We start from the raw sequence: 12580 nt of genomic DNA, 5'->3' as shown, positions 1-12580 counted from the left end.
AAATGTAGGAAACACTAACATTTAATTATAAAATAAACCGGTGGTAATTTTGGTTACCACCGGTTTTGTTTTTAATTTAGATCCATCAAGATTGAAATAAACAATGAATTTTTTACAGGTATTTATACAGACTTCGGATATTGTAATGGGAATTGTCTTAATTGGAGTGCTGGCTTTTATCATCGGAGGTGGTATCGCAACATTAGTTACTTATCTGATGGCAAGGAAAACACAATCCAAAGCCAAATCTTATTATAGAAATGTATTTCTGATTGCCGGAGCTATGAGCGTTATCCCGATTTGTATTATACTTCTATACTTTTTAAGTTTGTGACAGATAAAAGGTAATATTTAAATTTTCTAAATAATATCCGAAATCTATCCACAATACGTCATCAGAAACAAATACTCATTACAAAACATATGAAAAAAATTATCGGCTTCCTATGTCTTACAGTAATTTTGACAGCTTGCAATAAATCAGAACGTAAAGGAAATAAAAATGATGAACTGAAAGAAGGAAAGCATCTTTCTCAGGAACAAAAAACGCATTCAGAAGAAGCAAAATCATCAGAAAACCGAATTTCAAAAGACGAAGCTGTAAAACTTGCTATGAAACAGTTTGATGATTATTTACCCAATATTCTTAAAACCTATGACGGAGTAATTGACCTTCAAGTTCCTAATACAGGTGATTTTACAGGTGATGGGATAGAAGATATCGCAATTTATTGGAATATTGCTCCCGAAGGCGGAAACGCGATCATAGGGCAGGGATTATCATTGTACAAGAACGATGGAAAGACCGTGAAAGTAATTGCAGGATACGAACCGGATTATCTTTTTGCTTTTGACACCATCAAAAACGGTAAAATCATCGTAGAAAGACTGGAATATGCTGAAGAAGATGGCAGGTGTTGCCCTTCAATAAAAACAAAACATGCTTTAACGATTAAAGGCAATAAAGCTTATTAAAAAATTCTCAAAAGAGAAATAAATGAAAAGGCATCTTAAAAGTTGAAAAGAAAGTGTTCAAAGCTTCATCAGTTTTTAAGATGTCATTTTCTTTTCCAGAATATCTTTTCCCCATTCATTAATATTATCCAATAAAGGAATAAATGACAATCCCAGGTCAGACAAACTGTAAACTACTTTCACAGGAGGTTTAGTTCCGAAAACGGTTCGCGTGATAAGATTATCTTTTTCCAATTGTCTTAGCTGAAGACTTAATGTGGTTTCGGTAATAAAAGAAAGTTCTTTTTTTAATTCTCCAAAGCGTTTGTCACCATTTCTTAAATGACAGAGAATGACACCTTTCCATCTTCCTCCGATGAGGTCCATGACAAAGCTTACCGCGCATGGATAAGATTTTTCTCCAATATTGATATACGAAGTTTCACATTCTTTTTCCATCTTTTTTATAGTATCTAAATTGATAGTTATTTTATGCTAATGCCGCAGCATCTATTTTTACACAATAATAGACATAAAACAATAAATAATAAAATGTATCAATTAGCACAAATCAATGTAGCGAGGATGATTGGAGTAAACATTGAAGATCCTGTAATGAAAGAATTTTCTGACCATTTTGATGCTGTAAATCAATTAGCAGAAGAAAGTGAAGGATTTATCTGGAGATTAAAGGATGAAGAGGATAATGCAGCAAGTTTTAATCCGTTTAATGATGAGCAGGTGATCATCAATCTTTCAGTTTGGAAAAATAAAGAATCATTGGAGTATTTTACCTATAAAACATTTCACGTTGATTTTATACGTCGAAGAAAAGAATGGTTTCAAAAATATGGGAAAGCTTATTACGTACTTTGGTGGATAAAAGACAATGAATATCCTACTGTAGAAGAAGCATTGGAACGGTTAGAATATCTTCAGAAAAACGGTCCCTCAGAATTTGCTTTCAATTTTCAGACAGTTTTTCAGCACCCGGAAATGTAGATATTAAAGACTATTTTGAGTATCGTAAGCACAAGTCTACAAGCTTTAGTTATCAGGATTTTCTTAAAGAAACTGATAATTCAATTTATAAAGAGAATAATAATCTGCGTTAGGAAACGAAACAGCCAATGAATTGTTTTCTGACTTTATATTTAAAAATCTATCTATAACTCAGATTCTGTGTTGATGAGGCCAGGGCTTACCTTTTCCGGTTTCACAAAGTAATTTTAAACTTCTCAGAAATTGTCCCCAGGTATAATTACATTCGGCAAACATTGGAGAATAGGAACTCCAGCCTTCATGATGAAACATCAGTAATGTACCGCTATCATAGACTAATTGCTCAATCTGTCCTTCGATTTCAGGATGTATTTTTCGTAAAACTTCTTTGTTTCCCGATATAAGCTGAAAAGTAATAGTCGTCCCAATCCACTCTTGTGCTCCGGCAATACAATGCCACTGAACTTCTTCAAAAGGTCTAAGCTTAGTAATTTTCATATCTTTAAAGTACTCAGGACCAAAGGAAAATCTGGCAATGCTGCCCGGTTCTGAATTGGTTTTGGTATGAGAAGTCCACCATGCAGATAATCCGGATTGACTACTGAGGGCATCAAAAACCTTTTCTTTTGATGAACCAATGAGAATAAAGTGATGAATATTGGGCATATTACATGATTATTAGTGAGTAAGTTTTTTCATCATAGGATAGGTATTAAAAATACAAAATAAAAAAACAACAGTAAAAAATAAAAATTCGTTTTCTAATTTTTTATAATAAAAGTTAATATTCAACTTAGAAGTACTTTAATACATGGTTTTTTGTATTTTCGTTTTTATAAAATATCTCCGGTTGTAAGGATTGAAAATGTTGTAGGTGTTTACTTTTTTATCAGAATTCCGGTTTTAATGCAATGAATCAAAACTAAACTATGAAGTATTTTTCAATTTTATTACTCGCAATTTCCCTTTATTCCTGTAAAGAAGACAAAAAAGAAATCAAAGAAGAACCGAAATCTATCAACGGAACCAGTGATCAGAAAACTCAGTCCGATTCAGTAAGCCTGAATGTTACTCAGCCTGCAGAAGTGAAAAATGAAACACTGGAAGATGACGGACAGGATGAGGTCATGCTGGAAAAAGACATATTGTTTAACGGAAAACTAAAAAGAATTTTTGAACTGAAAGATTTTGAAAAAGTATTCGGAAAGGCAGACAGTACAAAACTAATGTCAGAAACTCAGCCTTGTACTTACATCTTCGAAGATACTGGTGATGGGAAGAATGATAAATACTTATATAAAAATGAATCATGCTTTGAAAATACTGAACAGAAAGTAGGAGTGAATGAATTTTGGTTTCTCAACGGAAATTATATCTTGTATAAAGGGATAAAAATAGATGGAAGCTCTACCATTGATGATATTAAAAAAATATTTCCAAATTCCGTAAAAAATATTTCTGAGCTGGATTCTCCCGGAAGAGGAAAAGTACAGTTGATCAGACTGAGGGAAGATAAGGAGAATATTTCTGACGGGCATATCAATATATACTTTAAGAACAACAGGGTACAATCTATTCACTGGTGGTTTCCCTGCTAATTTAAAATACACAATCACAAAATTATTAAAATGAAATTAACACAATACCTGTCAATACTTTTTGTATTGGGATTACAACTCATTTGCTACGGGCAAAAATCAGGAGAGGACCAAAAGCCGCTACAAGCTAAGGCTGAGGTATTTACCCAACAGATCATCAATCTGATTACAGAAAAGAACTATAAAGCACTGGAACCATTGACTACCAAAAAAGTCTATTGTAGTCTTTGTTTTGAAACAGCATCCTATAAAAATGCTTTTGTAAATAAGAACATATTTTATAATAAACACGTCAGTACTATTTTCAATAAAGAACTTTTGGAAAGGCTTAAACGTAATGAAACAAAATTCTCCTCAGACGGATCAGATCCCGGATTTGGTGACAGAGATTATATTGTACTGTACACAATTAATCGTCCTAACGAATTCGGTGATGGACATGAAGGAGCACAGTTTGTTTTCTGGCTGAAAGAGGAAAAAGGAAATTTCAAATTATCAGGAGTAGAAACAATACCTTAAACAGAATCTGAATACCTTGTATTCATGCTCGTCTTAATTGAAATTATCCCGATGAGGTAATACAAAATACAGAACCGTAAAGAAAATCAAAAGCAGTATGTTCATTACATATTGTTTTTTTTGTTTCCTGTAGATCAGATAAAAAGTTTCAAGACCTATTAATCCAGCTAATAAGAAAAAAAGATCAAGAGGAAACATATCAAGATCATAGGTCTGACGCTTATATCCGGCTTCTGCAAACATGGCAAACCACAAGAAATAGGGGATCGCAAGACTGATAAATCTTATCAGAAGATGTTTATAATTTTTGATAATTCGCAATATAAAAGATACTATTGGCAAGACAGGAGGTTATCAGTTAAAAAAAAATAGATTATAAATTCCAGAGTATAATATTAAGAAAAGTTGAGTTAAGATAGATTTATTTAATTTATTTTGGCTTGTTATTTTACTAAAATGCCATAAAAATTGATTGATATTTATTAAATTAAGTGTCATTTTAAATATGACTTATTTCATACTTGTAAAATATAATAAACTTTTATTTATCTATTTGTGGTTGAATTTGAGTGTTTTACAAATTTATTTAGCAAAAGTTTGTTAATTAGCATTAAAACTAATTAGAATGATTAAAAATAATAAAGTCTTTTCCTTTGAGGATTCATTAGTAACGTTTAATTTTGCTATTTATAATAATTATAAATAATGAAATTGTATCAACGTCTTTTTATCTTTCTCATTTTTACGCTTTCAATTTCCCTTATTCAAGCACAGAATACCGATTTTACGGTTCAGGGAGTTGTACAGGATGACAAAAAACAGGGATTAAATGGAGTAAATATTTTTGTGGAAGATACAAAAATTAAAGCCCAAACCGATCAAAACGGAAATTTTAAAATCAATTACAAGAAAGGAGAGGCTACTTTAGTTTTCAGTCTGGGTGGTTACAAAAAGTTCAAAAAGAAAATGAACTTCAGTAGCGAATGGTCTCTAGTAAGTATTCAACTGGTTGAGGATCGAGGAGCTGTAGATGAAATTATAGTACACGGAAAAGGTAAGGTGAAAGCACTGCAGGACGGTGCTTTTACTGTTAATGCTATTGATGTGGCAAAACTGGCAAATACTACAGCAGATCTTAATCAGGTTTTGAACAGAACAACTGGGATTAAAGTTCGCCAACAAGGTGGAGTAGGTTCAGATTATAACTTCTCTATCAACGGAATGTCCGGTAAAGCAGTGAAATTCTTCATAGATGGAGTTCCATTGGAAATGCTGGGAAAAGGAGTAGATCTGAGTACATTGCCTGTAAACATGGCAGATCGTGTAGAGATTTATAAAGGCGTTGTTCCTATTCATCTAAGTACTGATGCGATGGGGGGGGCTGTGAATATCATCACTCCGAATAGTAGCAAAAATTATCTGGATGCCGGAATAAGTTTAGGATCATTTAATACACAGCGTATTAATCTTAATGGGCAGTTCAAAGATGAAAAAACGGGGATTATCCTTCGTATCAATAGTTTTTATAACCACTCGGATAACAATTATCTGATGAAAGATATGAAAATCTGGAATGGGGCTAAAAATGAATATGAACTGAGAAATGTAAAACGTTTTAATGACAGGTACCAATCAGTCTTCGGTATGGCTGAATTTGGGCTTGAAAACAAAAGCTGGGCAGATTCTTTCTTTGTGGGAGCTTCGCAATCTGTTTTTGATAAGCAGATCCAGACTGGTTCCAATCAGGATGTAGTGTATGGTGGAGTAAAGCAAAACGGGGAAGCAAGCAACTACTTTCTAAAATATAAGAAAGCAAACCTTTTCAATGATCATCTGGATGTGAATGTGTATGCAGGTTTTTCTAAGAGTGTTCAGAAAGCCACTGATACTCTTATGCGTAAATACAGCTGGGATGGTACTTTTGAACCTTCCGCTTCAAGCGAAAAAGGAGGCAGAAGTATTATTATGCAGCATGAAGACCGTTTTTATTCACAATTGGGAACTACTTACAAAATAGTTGAAAACCATAAATTGATTTTCAACTATGTATTTGATTATCTTAAAAATACGACATACAATAAACTGGAAGAAGAGAAAAGTGATGTTGATCCGGCAAAAATGACCAAGCAGATTTTGTCTATGGCTTATCAGCAGGATTTTTTCAACAGACACTGGACGAATGTCTTCTTTGCTAAATATTATCATGTAGGACTTCAGAAAATGGTTTTCGATCCGGTAACCAGAACTGATAACCCTACAAAAGATGATTTTAGCAACTGGGGATATGGTTTCGCTACCACTGTAAAGATTACGAGAGATTTTGGACTTAAAGGATCATTTGAACGTTCTTATCGTTTGGTGGAACCTCAGGAAATCTTCGGAGATGGTGTTGCTGTTACCAGTAATATGAATCTGAAGCCTGAAACAAGTAATAATGTAAACGCAGGTTTCTATTACAATCATCATTGGGGAGCACATGCTTTCCGTATAGAAGGTGCCGGATATATCCGTGATACAAAGGATTTTATTTATACTGTTCCTAATTTGTACAACAGTACTTTTAAATATGAAAACCTTTCTAATATCTTAACCCGCGGGCTGGAAGGAGAATTGAGTTATCAATATAAAAGACTCCTGAATGTATTAATGAATGTGAGCTATAATAGAGCTTCAGATAATACAAAATTTGCCAATAAAAGTGAGGATGTTATTTCTGCAACATACAAAAAAGATGTTCCGAACCAACCTTGGCTGTTTGGAAACGTGAATGTAAGCATAGGTAAAGATGACTGGTTTCAGAAAGACAGCCGTGTAGAACTTTACTACGGACTACAGATGACGGAATGGTTCTATAAAAACTGGAAATCCTATGGAAATCCACGAAATATTCCGATTATCCCAAGACAAACCCTTCACAATATAGGAATAAGTTATTCCATGAAGAACGGAAGATACAACGTAGCATTTGATGTAACCAATCTTACTGATGCGCTGGCATATGACAATTTCAGACTTCAGAAGCAGGGACGTGCTTTCTATGTAAAATTCAGATATTTATTTAAGTAAAAGATCATGACACAATATTTCAAAAACAGTATACTTTTAATACTTGCATGTTTCACAATCATCAGTTGTGAAAGTGAGCCTGGGTACGGAGATTCCGGAAGTGGCGAAAAAGACTATAAATATTTTCTCCTTTCCGCATTAGGAAGTTGGCCCAATACCGTACATTATATGACGGCTACCAATGACCTTACAAAAGGTGAAATGGATATTACCAAAGAAGGTGATGAGATCAATTCTAAAGGAACGTATTCCTATATTGTAAAAAATGGATTCATTTATAACTACAAAACAGACCAGGGAGTCTTCAAAAAGTTTAAATATACACAGGACAGACTGACTACGGTAAAAGAAGTTCCTTATACTTATATCAGTGATATTTCCAGCTTTGTATGGACGGATGATAATACATTAGTATTGGTAGGAGAAACCGGAGATGGACAACACATACGCTATACTGTTTTCAATGCTACAGATCTTAGTGTGATCCGTCAGGGAGAGATCGAAGGATTTCAGCCTTTCCCGGATGCTTATCATTTTTATACGATAGGTTCCATGACTTATATGAATGGAGAAATCTATTTTCAATACAGCTTCCGCGATGGTAAATGGCTGAATCCGCCTTATTACAATCTTGCTGTGATAGATTATAAAACCTTCAAAGTAAAAAGTTCTGTAAGTGATAACAGAAGCTCTGGTGTGGCAAATGGTTCTCCTTACTTCAAAACAGCTTTTACAAAAGATAAAGAAGCCTTTTATTACACATGTTTTCCACGTGTAGGAGCGGGATCAAATAAAATTTACCTTTTCAGAACCCTTAAAGGAGCTACTGCACCAGATCCGGGCTATCAGATCAATCTTACTGATATTGTGGGCAATAAATCTCTGGAAACAGTAATAGATTATATCGGTGACAATAAAATGGTAGTTCTGTACCGTGATCCGGCTTTAGGTGATGCTTATAACGGTCGTTATGCCATCATAGATATTGAAACCAGACAATTGGTGCGAGTACTGGATGAATTACCTGGAGATGAACCTTACGAACAAGGCATATTTGTTCAGAATAAAAAATTATATATCGCGCTGAACAGTAATAAAGGTGAAAACTTTGTATGGATCTATGATCTTCAAACCGATAAAATAACTAAAGGGATGAAGCTTCCGGATCGTATCTCCGGTTTTGCACGTTTTGATAAGTTTTACGACTAATACCAACGTCTCAAGTTCATAGAATATTTATTTGATAAAAAACGGTTCTCAATTATATTGAGAACCGTTTTTGCTTACTTTATTTGCTGAGTTTTAAAGACAGATAATTAGAAAATAAAAAATGGTCGGATAATTTTTCCGACCATTTTAGCTATCTTATTATTTATTTCTATGAATTAATATTCTAAAGTTTATAATTCAATGACAGGGTGATCACACGGCTGTCCAGATTGTATTTCTGTCGAATCGTAGAACTGAAGTTATTTCCGGTTACACGATAATTATTGGTCTTTAATAAGTCTGTAACAGCTAGTTTCAAAGTCGCTTTATCCTTCCATAATGTTTTTGAAACACCTACCGTCAGATCAAAATAAGCATCACGGATAAACAAGCCAATGTTTGATTTTGAGAAATATTGGGCATTAGCCTCAGCCTTCATTCCTTTGATAATATTGAAACTGTTTTGTGCATTCACTGTAAATGCAAGCTGTGAACTGTTCACGGAATAATTTTGGTAATTTCCTTTATACTCATTGTTGAATATATTAAACATAGAAGTCAATGACCACCAGTTGAAAAGCTTTGTAGTAGCTGTTATATTGGCACCATATACATAAGATTTATTCAGGTTATCCTGCGTTTTCACCAAAATTCCTGTATCCGGCTGATAATTATAAACTTCCGTCATCACATCATTGGTTACACTGAAATAAGCTGATGCTATGATATATTTTCCCCAGGTGTAACCCAATTCCGTTGCGTGGGTAAATTCCGGATTCAGATTAGGATTTCCCTGCCAATAATTGAACGGGTCATCATAAAAACGAAATGGGTTCAGATCAAAATGACTCGGTCTGTTGATTCTTTTACTGTATGAAGCATAAAATCCATGGTTGTCGCTCATCTGGTATTTGATGGATGCACTCGGGAAAAGGTTTGTATAATCTCTTTTTCGCTGTTCCTGTGATGTTTTCTGATTGATATCCGTATGTGTCGTTTCCGTTCTTAAACCTAGCTGGAATGTCCATTTCGTGAGATTCAGCTTGTAGTTGGCATATAATGCATGAATCTGTTCTTTGTAAACATATTCATTACTAGCTTTATCATCATTGATCCAGTCTTCACCTTCTTGTTTAAAATATTCCGAAGGGTTGTTATTAGACTTTATCGTAGATTTAAGCCCGGTTTCCAGATTATGCATTTCACTAAAAGGAAGAGTAAAATCTACTTTAGCATTGAAAACTTTCAGACGGGAAGCAATACTACCTCTTCTGTTGTTAAAACTCTCCGTTCCAAGATTCACCAATGCATCCGAAAACTGATTCTGGCGCGAAGTAAATCGAGATGTTTCGTATTCCAGATCCACATCTACTTTATAATCTTTATCATTGAAGACGTGTGACCCTTTTAAATTATAAGTATAATCGTACCAGTTTTCTTTATTCTTATTATCCGAAAGAACATGAGCAAAAAGTTGGTCTACAGGCTGGAATATTTTATTTTCACCTTTTGAGAAGTTCTCATAGCGTCCTATTTTAGCATCAAATAAAGCTCCAATCGTTGTTTTGTCATTGAATGCATAATCCGCCCCGAATTTGAAGTTATTCGATGTTAAAGGCTCACTGGTTACCGAATTCTGATCTGTACTTCGGGTCATCAGCTGAGGTTGATTTTCATCAAAGAAAACCTGATTAAAGTTTCTCTTTTCCTCCTCACCACGGAAAGTATAACTGTAATCTCCGTGTAAGGATAGCTTTTTATGAGTATAATTTAAACTCAGTCCGGTATTAATCCTGTTTTTACGACCTCTTCCGCCGTTCAGGTAATAGTTACCACTCATTCCTTCCAATGAGCTTTTTTTCATCACAATATTAATGATTCCTGCATTTCCGGCAGCATCGTATTTGGAAGAAGGATTGGCAATAATTTCAATATTCTTTACCAAAGTAGAATTGGTAGAACGTAGTAAGTTGGCAAGCTCTTTAGTAGATAATGAGCTTAGCTTCCCGTTAATCATTACACTTACTCCTTTCTTACCACGTAAAGAGAGTTCTCCTTCCTGCGAAATTACCACACCTGGTGTTTTGCCTAGTAATTCCAGTACATTGGTACCATCAGACAATACACTGTTTTCTACATTAAAAATCATTTTATCGGCTTTCTGTTGGAAGACAGCTTTAGTTCCTTTGATTACAATACCGCTAATCTCTGAAGTTTTTTCTGTCTGCAAAGAGTCATTAAGACTTTCCGTTTGTCCGTAAGCATTCAGGCTAGCCATTAAAGGTAGCCATATATAGTGTTTCTTCATGAATAATGGATTTTAGGTTGTTGTTTTCTTTTTATTTCTTCTGCCCCACCAGATCATAAACCCGGTTATTGGCAATGACGCACAGAATAGACTCATTAAAAATGCCAGTATTTTTCCAGGCATTCCGAAGAACGCTCCCACGTGCAGATCATAGGTAGCATCTGTAGCTCTTTCAGCCATAGGCTTATCTTCATGTGGACGGTTAAACAAAAGTTTCCCCGAATGTTCATCAAAAATCATCATAGAAGATTCAGCATAAGTGAATTCTTTTTCTTTGATCCAGATGCTTAGATTATCGTGTTTGTGATCTGCTTCAGCATGATCTTCCAGATCTACTCCAAAAGAATATGCCTTCGGATAATGAATTTTTACCTGTTCTATAATACGGTCTATAGTTGTAGCAGTTTCTACAGATTCCGGTGCCACTGTTTTATATTGGCTGTAATCCGGTGTAGCGGATGAGAAACCATTGAGCAGCACATATACCCACATCTGAGTAATACGGAATGAATACATAATTCCTGTAATAGCTACAATAATGGCAAGAAAAGAAGAGTAGAAACCAATGATATTGTGTACATCATAGTTCTTGCGTCGCCAGCCTTTTACCTTCTCCCAACGGAACCATAAGCGTTGTTTACTCATCTTTTTATTCTTGGGCCACCACAGGATAATTCCGGTAATCAGCATGATGACAAAAATGATTGTAGACACTCCCACAATAGTACCCCCGATTTTATCACTAAGCAATAACGAACGATGGAGAGTCATACAGATAAAGAAAGGGTTGTTTTTTACATCATAGATAGCGATTACCTTTCCTGTGTATTGATTTACATAAATGTTTTTATAAACAATAAAAGTATTAAAGTGGTTCCAGCCATCCGGGTTAGCTTTAATCAATCCGAATTGGTAAGAACGCGCAGGATCTATTGGGATGGTGACTTCTTCCGTTTTTACGATTTCATTTTTTAGCTGGGCATTTACCAGATCTTTTAGCTCATGTAAAGGAATAGGTTTCTTATGCTGAATATCTTTTTCACCATGAAAAGTACTTTCCTTACGCAATGCAGCTGTAATATCTTCATTGAAAACAAAAAATGCACCTGACAAAGAAACAATCAAAACAATGATCCCGGAAAGCAGTCCGAGCCATAGATGAGCTTTCAGAATATATTTTTTGAAGGTACCTTTAGACTTCTTTTTATCGGTCTGTTGCATTTTTATAGTTATTTAGTCTTATTAAAAATAAATAAGCCACAAATATACCTTTATTTATAATAATTCTAAACAATAAAGTTGCATTATTTTGCCTTGGAAACCTGATTTTTATTAGGATTTTTAAGAATTGAGGTTATTTTAGAATAAGTAATACTGTTAAATTCTATTTTTCTACTTTTGATAAGTTATAAAAACATTAATAAAAGAATCATTAAAAGGTAGAGTTTGATAAATTTGGAAAATATATCCTGTTTAGGAAGAAGGTAAGCTCCTAATATATTAAATAGTAGGATCAGGAAATAAAAGAATAATGTGATGAAGTGGGGCAATACTCCAAGTCTTACAATAGAGTAGTACACATCGATCAATTTATTTTTTTGATTGAAAGCAAAATAAAAAACAGATGTCTTATGCTGAAGTAATGAAGTATCATTGTTTTTTATCATTAATGAAACAGCCTTTTTCTGTGTCTCAGGAGCATCCTTTAAAAGACTCAAAGTTCCATTGCCTTTATTGTAAAAACTACAAGGATATTCGTTTAAAGTAAAAGTATAATAAGGTATTCTTGTAGAAGATGGACGTACCTCTTTTATCGTTCCCTGTATTTCTTTCAGAGAAGATGTCGTTATCAGCATTCTTAGAGGAATATATAAAACCCCTAATATCGATAAAGTAATTACAATACGTTTCAACATAGATTCAC

The 12580-nt window shown here is 34.2% G+C and carries 13 protein-coding genes; 7 read left to right on the top strand and 6 right to left on the bottom strand.

The features are described from left to right. The first annotated feature begins 103 nt into the window (after window positions 1–103). Both BW983_RS22825 and BW983_RS22820 read left to right on the top strand, forming a co-directional pair. Window positions 104–334 carry a hypothetical protein gene (locus BW983_RS22825; RefSeq protein ID WP_076554059.1) on the top strand — a complete coding sequence of 77 codons (231 nt, stop codon included), beginning with the start codon at window positions 104–106 and terminating at the stop codon, window positions 332–334. 89 nt (window positions 335–423) lie between these two features. Continuing rightward, window positions 424–975 (top strand): membrane lipoprotein lipid attachment site-containing protein, encoded by a 552-nt coding sequence (locus BW983_RS22820; RefSeq protein ID WP_076554058.1) that lies wholly within the window; start codon window positions 424–426, stop codon window positions 973–975. A gap of 75 nt (window positions 976–1050) precedes the next feature. Here the strand turns inward: BW983_RS22820 and BW983_RS22815 are convergent, their stop codons facing one another. Then, window positions 1051–1413, bottom strand: coding sequence for a winged helix-turn-helix transcriptional regulator (locus BW983_RS22815; RefSeq protein ID WP_076554057.1), 363 nt, complete (start codon window positions 1411–1413; stop codon window positions 1051–1053). A gap of 93 nt (window positions 1414–1506) precedes the next feature. Between BW983_RS22815 and BW983_RS22810 the strand changes: the two genes are divergently transcribed. Beyond that, window positions 1507–1956: a DUF3291 domain-containing protein gene (locus BW983_RS22810; RefSeq protein ID WP_076554056.1), complete on the top strand. Its 450-nt coding sequence runs from the start codon at window positions 1507–1509 to the stop codon at window positions 1954–1956. Between the two features lie 171 nt (window positions 1957–2127). Here BW983_RS22810 and BW983_RS22805 read toward each other — a convergent pair whose 3' ends face one another. Then, window positions 2128–2622, bottom strand: a complete 495-nt coding sequence (locus tag BW983_RS22805; protein ID WP_076554055.1) for an SRPBCC family protein — start codon at window positions 2620–2622, stop codon at window positions 2128–2130. A 263-nt stretch (window positions 2623–2885) separates the two neighbouring features. Between BW983_RS22805 and BW983_RS22800 the strand changes: the two genes are divergently transcribed. Together BW983_RS22800 and BW983_RS22795 are read left to right on the top strand one after the other, a co-directional pair. Further along, entirely contained in the window at window positions 2886–3554 is a 669-nt protein-coding gene (locus tag BW983_RS22800) for a hypothetical protein (protein WP_076554054.1), read from the top strand. Between the two features lie 30 nt (window positions 3555–3584). Next, the gene (locus BW983_RS22795; protein ID WP_076554053.1) at window positions 3585–4073 is read left to right on the top strand and encodes a hypothetical protein; all 489 of its coding nucleotides are present in this window, start codon (window positions 3585–3587) and stop codon (window positions 4071–4073) included. Between the two features lie 33 nt (window positions 4074–4106). On the opposite strand, the gene BW983_RS22790 is transcribed toward BW983_RS22795, so the two are convergent. Further along, on the bottom strand, window positions 4107–4415 hold the full coding sequence (locus tag BW983_RS22790) for a hypothetical protein (RefSeq protein WP_139329343.1): 309 nt from the start codon (window positions 4413–4415) through the stop codon (window positions 4107–4109). Between the two features lie 363 nt (window positions 4416–4778). Between BW983_RS22790 and BW983_RS22785 the strand changes: the two genes are divergently transcribed. Together BW983_RS22785 and BW983_RS22780 are read left to right on the top strand one after the other, a co-directional pair. Further along, window positions 4779–7139 (top strand): TonB-dependent receptor, encoded by a 2361-nt coding sequence (locus tag BW983_RS22785; protein WP_076554051.1) that lies wholly within the window; start codon window positions 4779–4781, stop codon window positions 7137–7139. Window positions 7140–7145: 6 nt separating this feature from the next. After that, entirely contained in the window at window positions 7146–8348 is a 1203-nt protein-coding gene (locus BW983_RS22780) for a YncE family protein (RefSeq protein WP_076554050.1), read from the top strand. 184 nt (window positions 8349–8532) lie between these two features. On the opposite strand, the gene BW983_RS22775 is transcribed toward BW983_RS22780, so the two are convergent. The 3 genes from BW983_RS22775 to BW983_RS22765 form a co-directional block, all read right to left on the bottom strand. Further along, window positions 8533–10656 (bottom strand): outer membrane beta-barrel family protein, encoded by a 2124-nt coding sequence (locus BW983_RS22775; protein ID WP_076554049.1) that lies wholly within the window; start codon window positions 10654–10656, stop codon window positions 8533–8535. A gap of 12 nt (window positions 10657–10668) precedes the next feature. After that, window positions 10669–11877, bottom strand: coding sequence for a PepSY-associated TM helix domain-containing protein (locus tag BW983_RS22770; protein WP_076554048.1), 1209 nt, complete (start codon window positions 11875–11877; stop codon window positions 10669–10671). A 185-nt stretch (window positions 11878–12062) separates the two neighbouring features. After that, window positions 12063–12572 carry a hypothetical protein gene (locus tag BW983_RS22765; protein ID WP_139329342.1) on the bottom strand — a complete coding sequence of 170 codons (510 nt, stop codon included), beginning with the start codon at window positions 12570–12572 and terminating at the stop codon, window positions 12063–12065. Window positions 12573–12580 lie beyond the last annotated feature (8 nt).

It is taken from the genome of Chryseobacterium ureilyticum (assembly GCF_900156735.1).
Classification (GTDB): Bacteria; Bacteroidota; Bacteroidia; order Flavobacteriales; family Weeksellaceae; genus Chryseobacterium; species Chryseobacterium ureilyticum.
Note: the sequence above shows the minus strand (reverse complement) of the source record. Positions and strands in the feature narration are given on the sequence as shown.

Excerpts from the sequence above, each read along its gene's own strand:
- BW983_RS22825 (WP_076554059.1), top strand. The coding sequence starts at position 104 with ATGAATTTTTTACAGGTATTTATACAGACTTCGGATATTGTAATGGGA.
- BW983_RS22820 (WP_076554058.1), top strand. The coding sequence starts at position 424 with ATGAAAAAAATTATCGGCTTCCTATGTCTTACAGTAATTTTGACAGCT.
- BW983_RS22815 (WP_076554057.1), bottom strand. The coding sequence starts at position 1,413 with ATGGAAAAAGAATGTGAAACTTCGTATATCAATATTGGAGAAAAATCT.
- BW983_RS22810 (WP_076554056.1), top strand. The coding sequence starts at position 1,507 with ATGTATCAATTAGCACAAATCAATGTAGCGAGGATGATTGGAGTAAAC.
- BW983_RS22805 (WP_076554055.1), bottom strand. The coding sequence starts at position 2,622 with ATGCCCAATATTCATCACTTTATTCTCATTGGTTCATCAAAAGAAAAG.
- BW983_RS22800 (WP_076554054.1), top strand. The coding sequence starts at position 2,886 with ATGAAGTATTTTTCAATTTTATTACTCGCAATTTCCCTTTATTCCTGT.
- BW983_RS22795 (WP_076554053.1), top strand. The coding sequence starts at position 3,585 with ATGAAATTAACACAATACCTGTCAATACTTTTTGTATTGGGATTACAA.
- BW983_RS22785 (WP_076554051.1), top strand. The coding sequence starts at position 4,779 with ATGAAATTGTATCAACGTCTTTTTATCTTTCTCATTTTTACGCTTTCA.
- BW983_RS22780 (WP_076554050.1), top strand. The coding sequence starts at position 7,146 with ATGACACAATATTTCAAAAACAGTATACTTTTAATACTTGCATGTTTC.
- BW983_RS22775 (WP_076554049.1), bottom strand. The coding sequence starts at position 10,656 with ATGAAGAAACACTATATATGGCTACCTTTAATGGCTAGCCTGAATGCT.
- BW983_RS22770 (WP_076554048.1), bottom strand. The coding sequence starts at position 11,877 with ATGCAACAGACCGATAAAAAGAAGTCTAAAGGTACCTTCAAAAAATAT.
- BW983_RS22765 (WP_139329342.1), bottom strand. The coding sequence starts at position 12,572 with ATGTTGAAACGTATTGTAATTACTTTATCGATATTAGGGGTTTTATAT.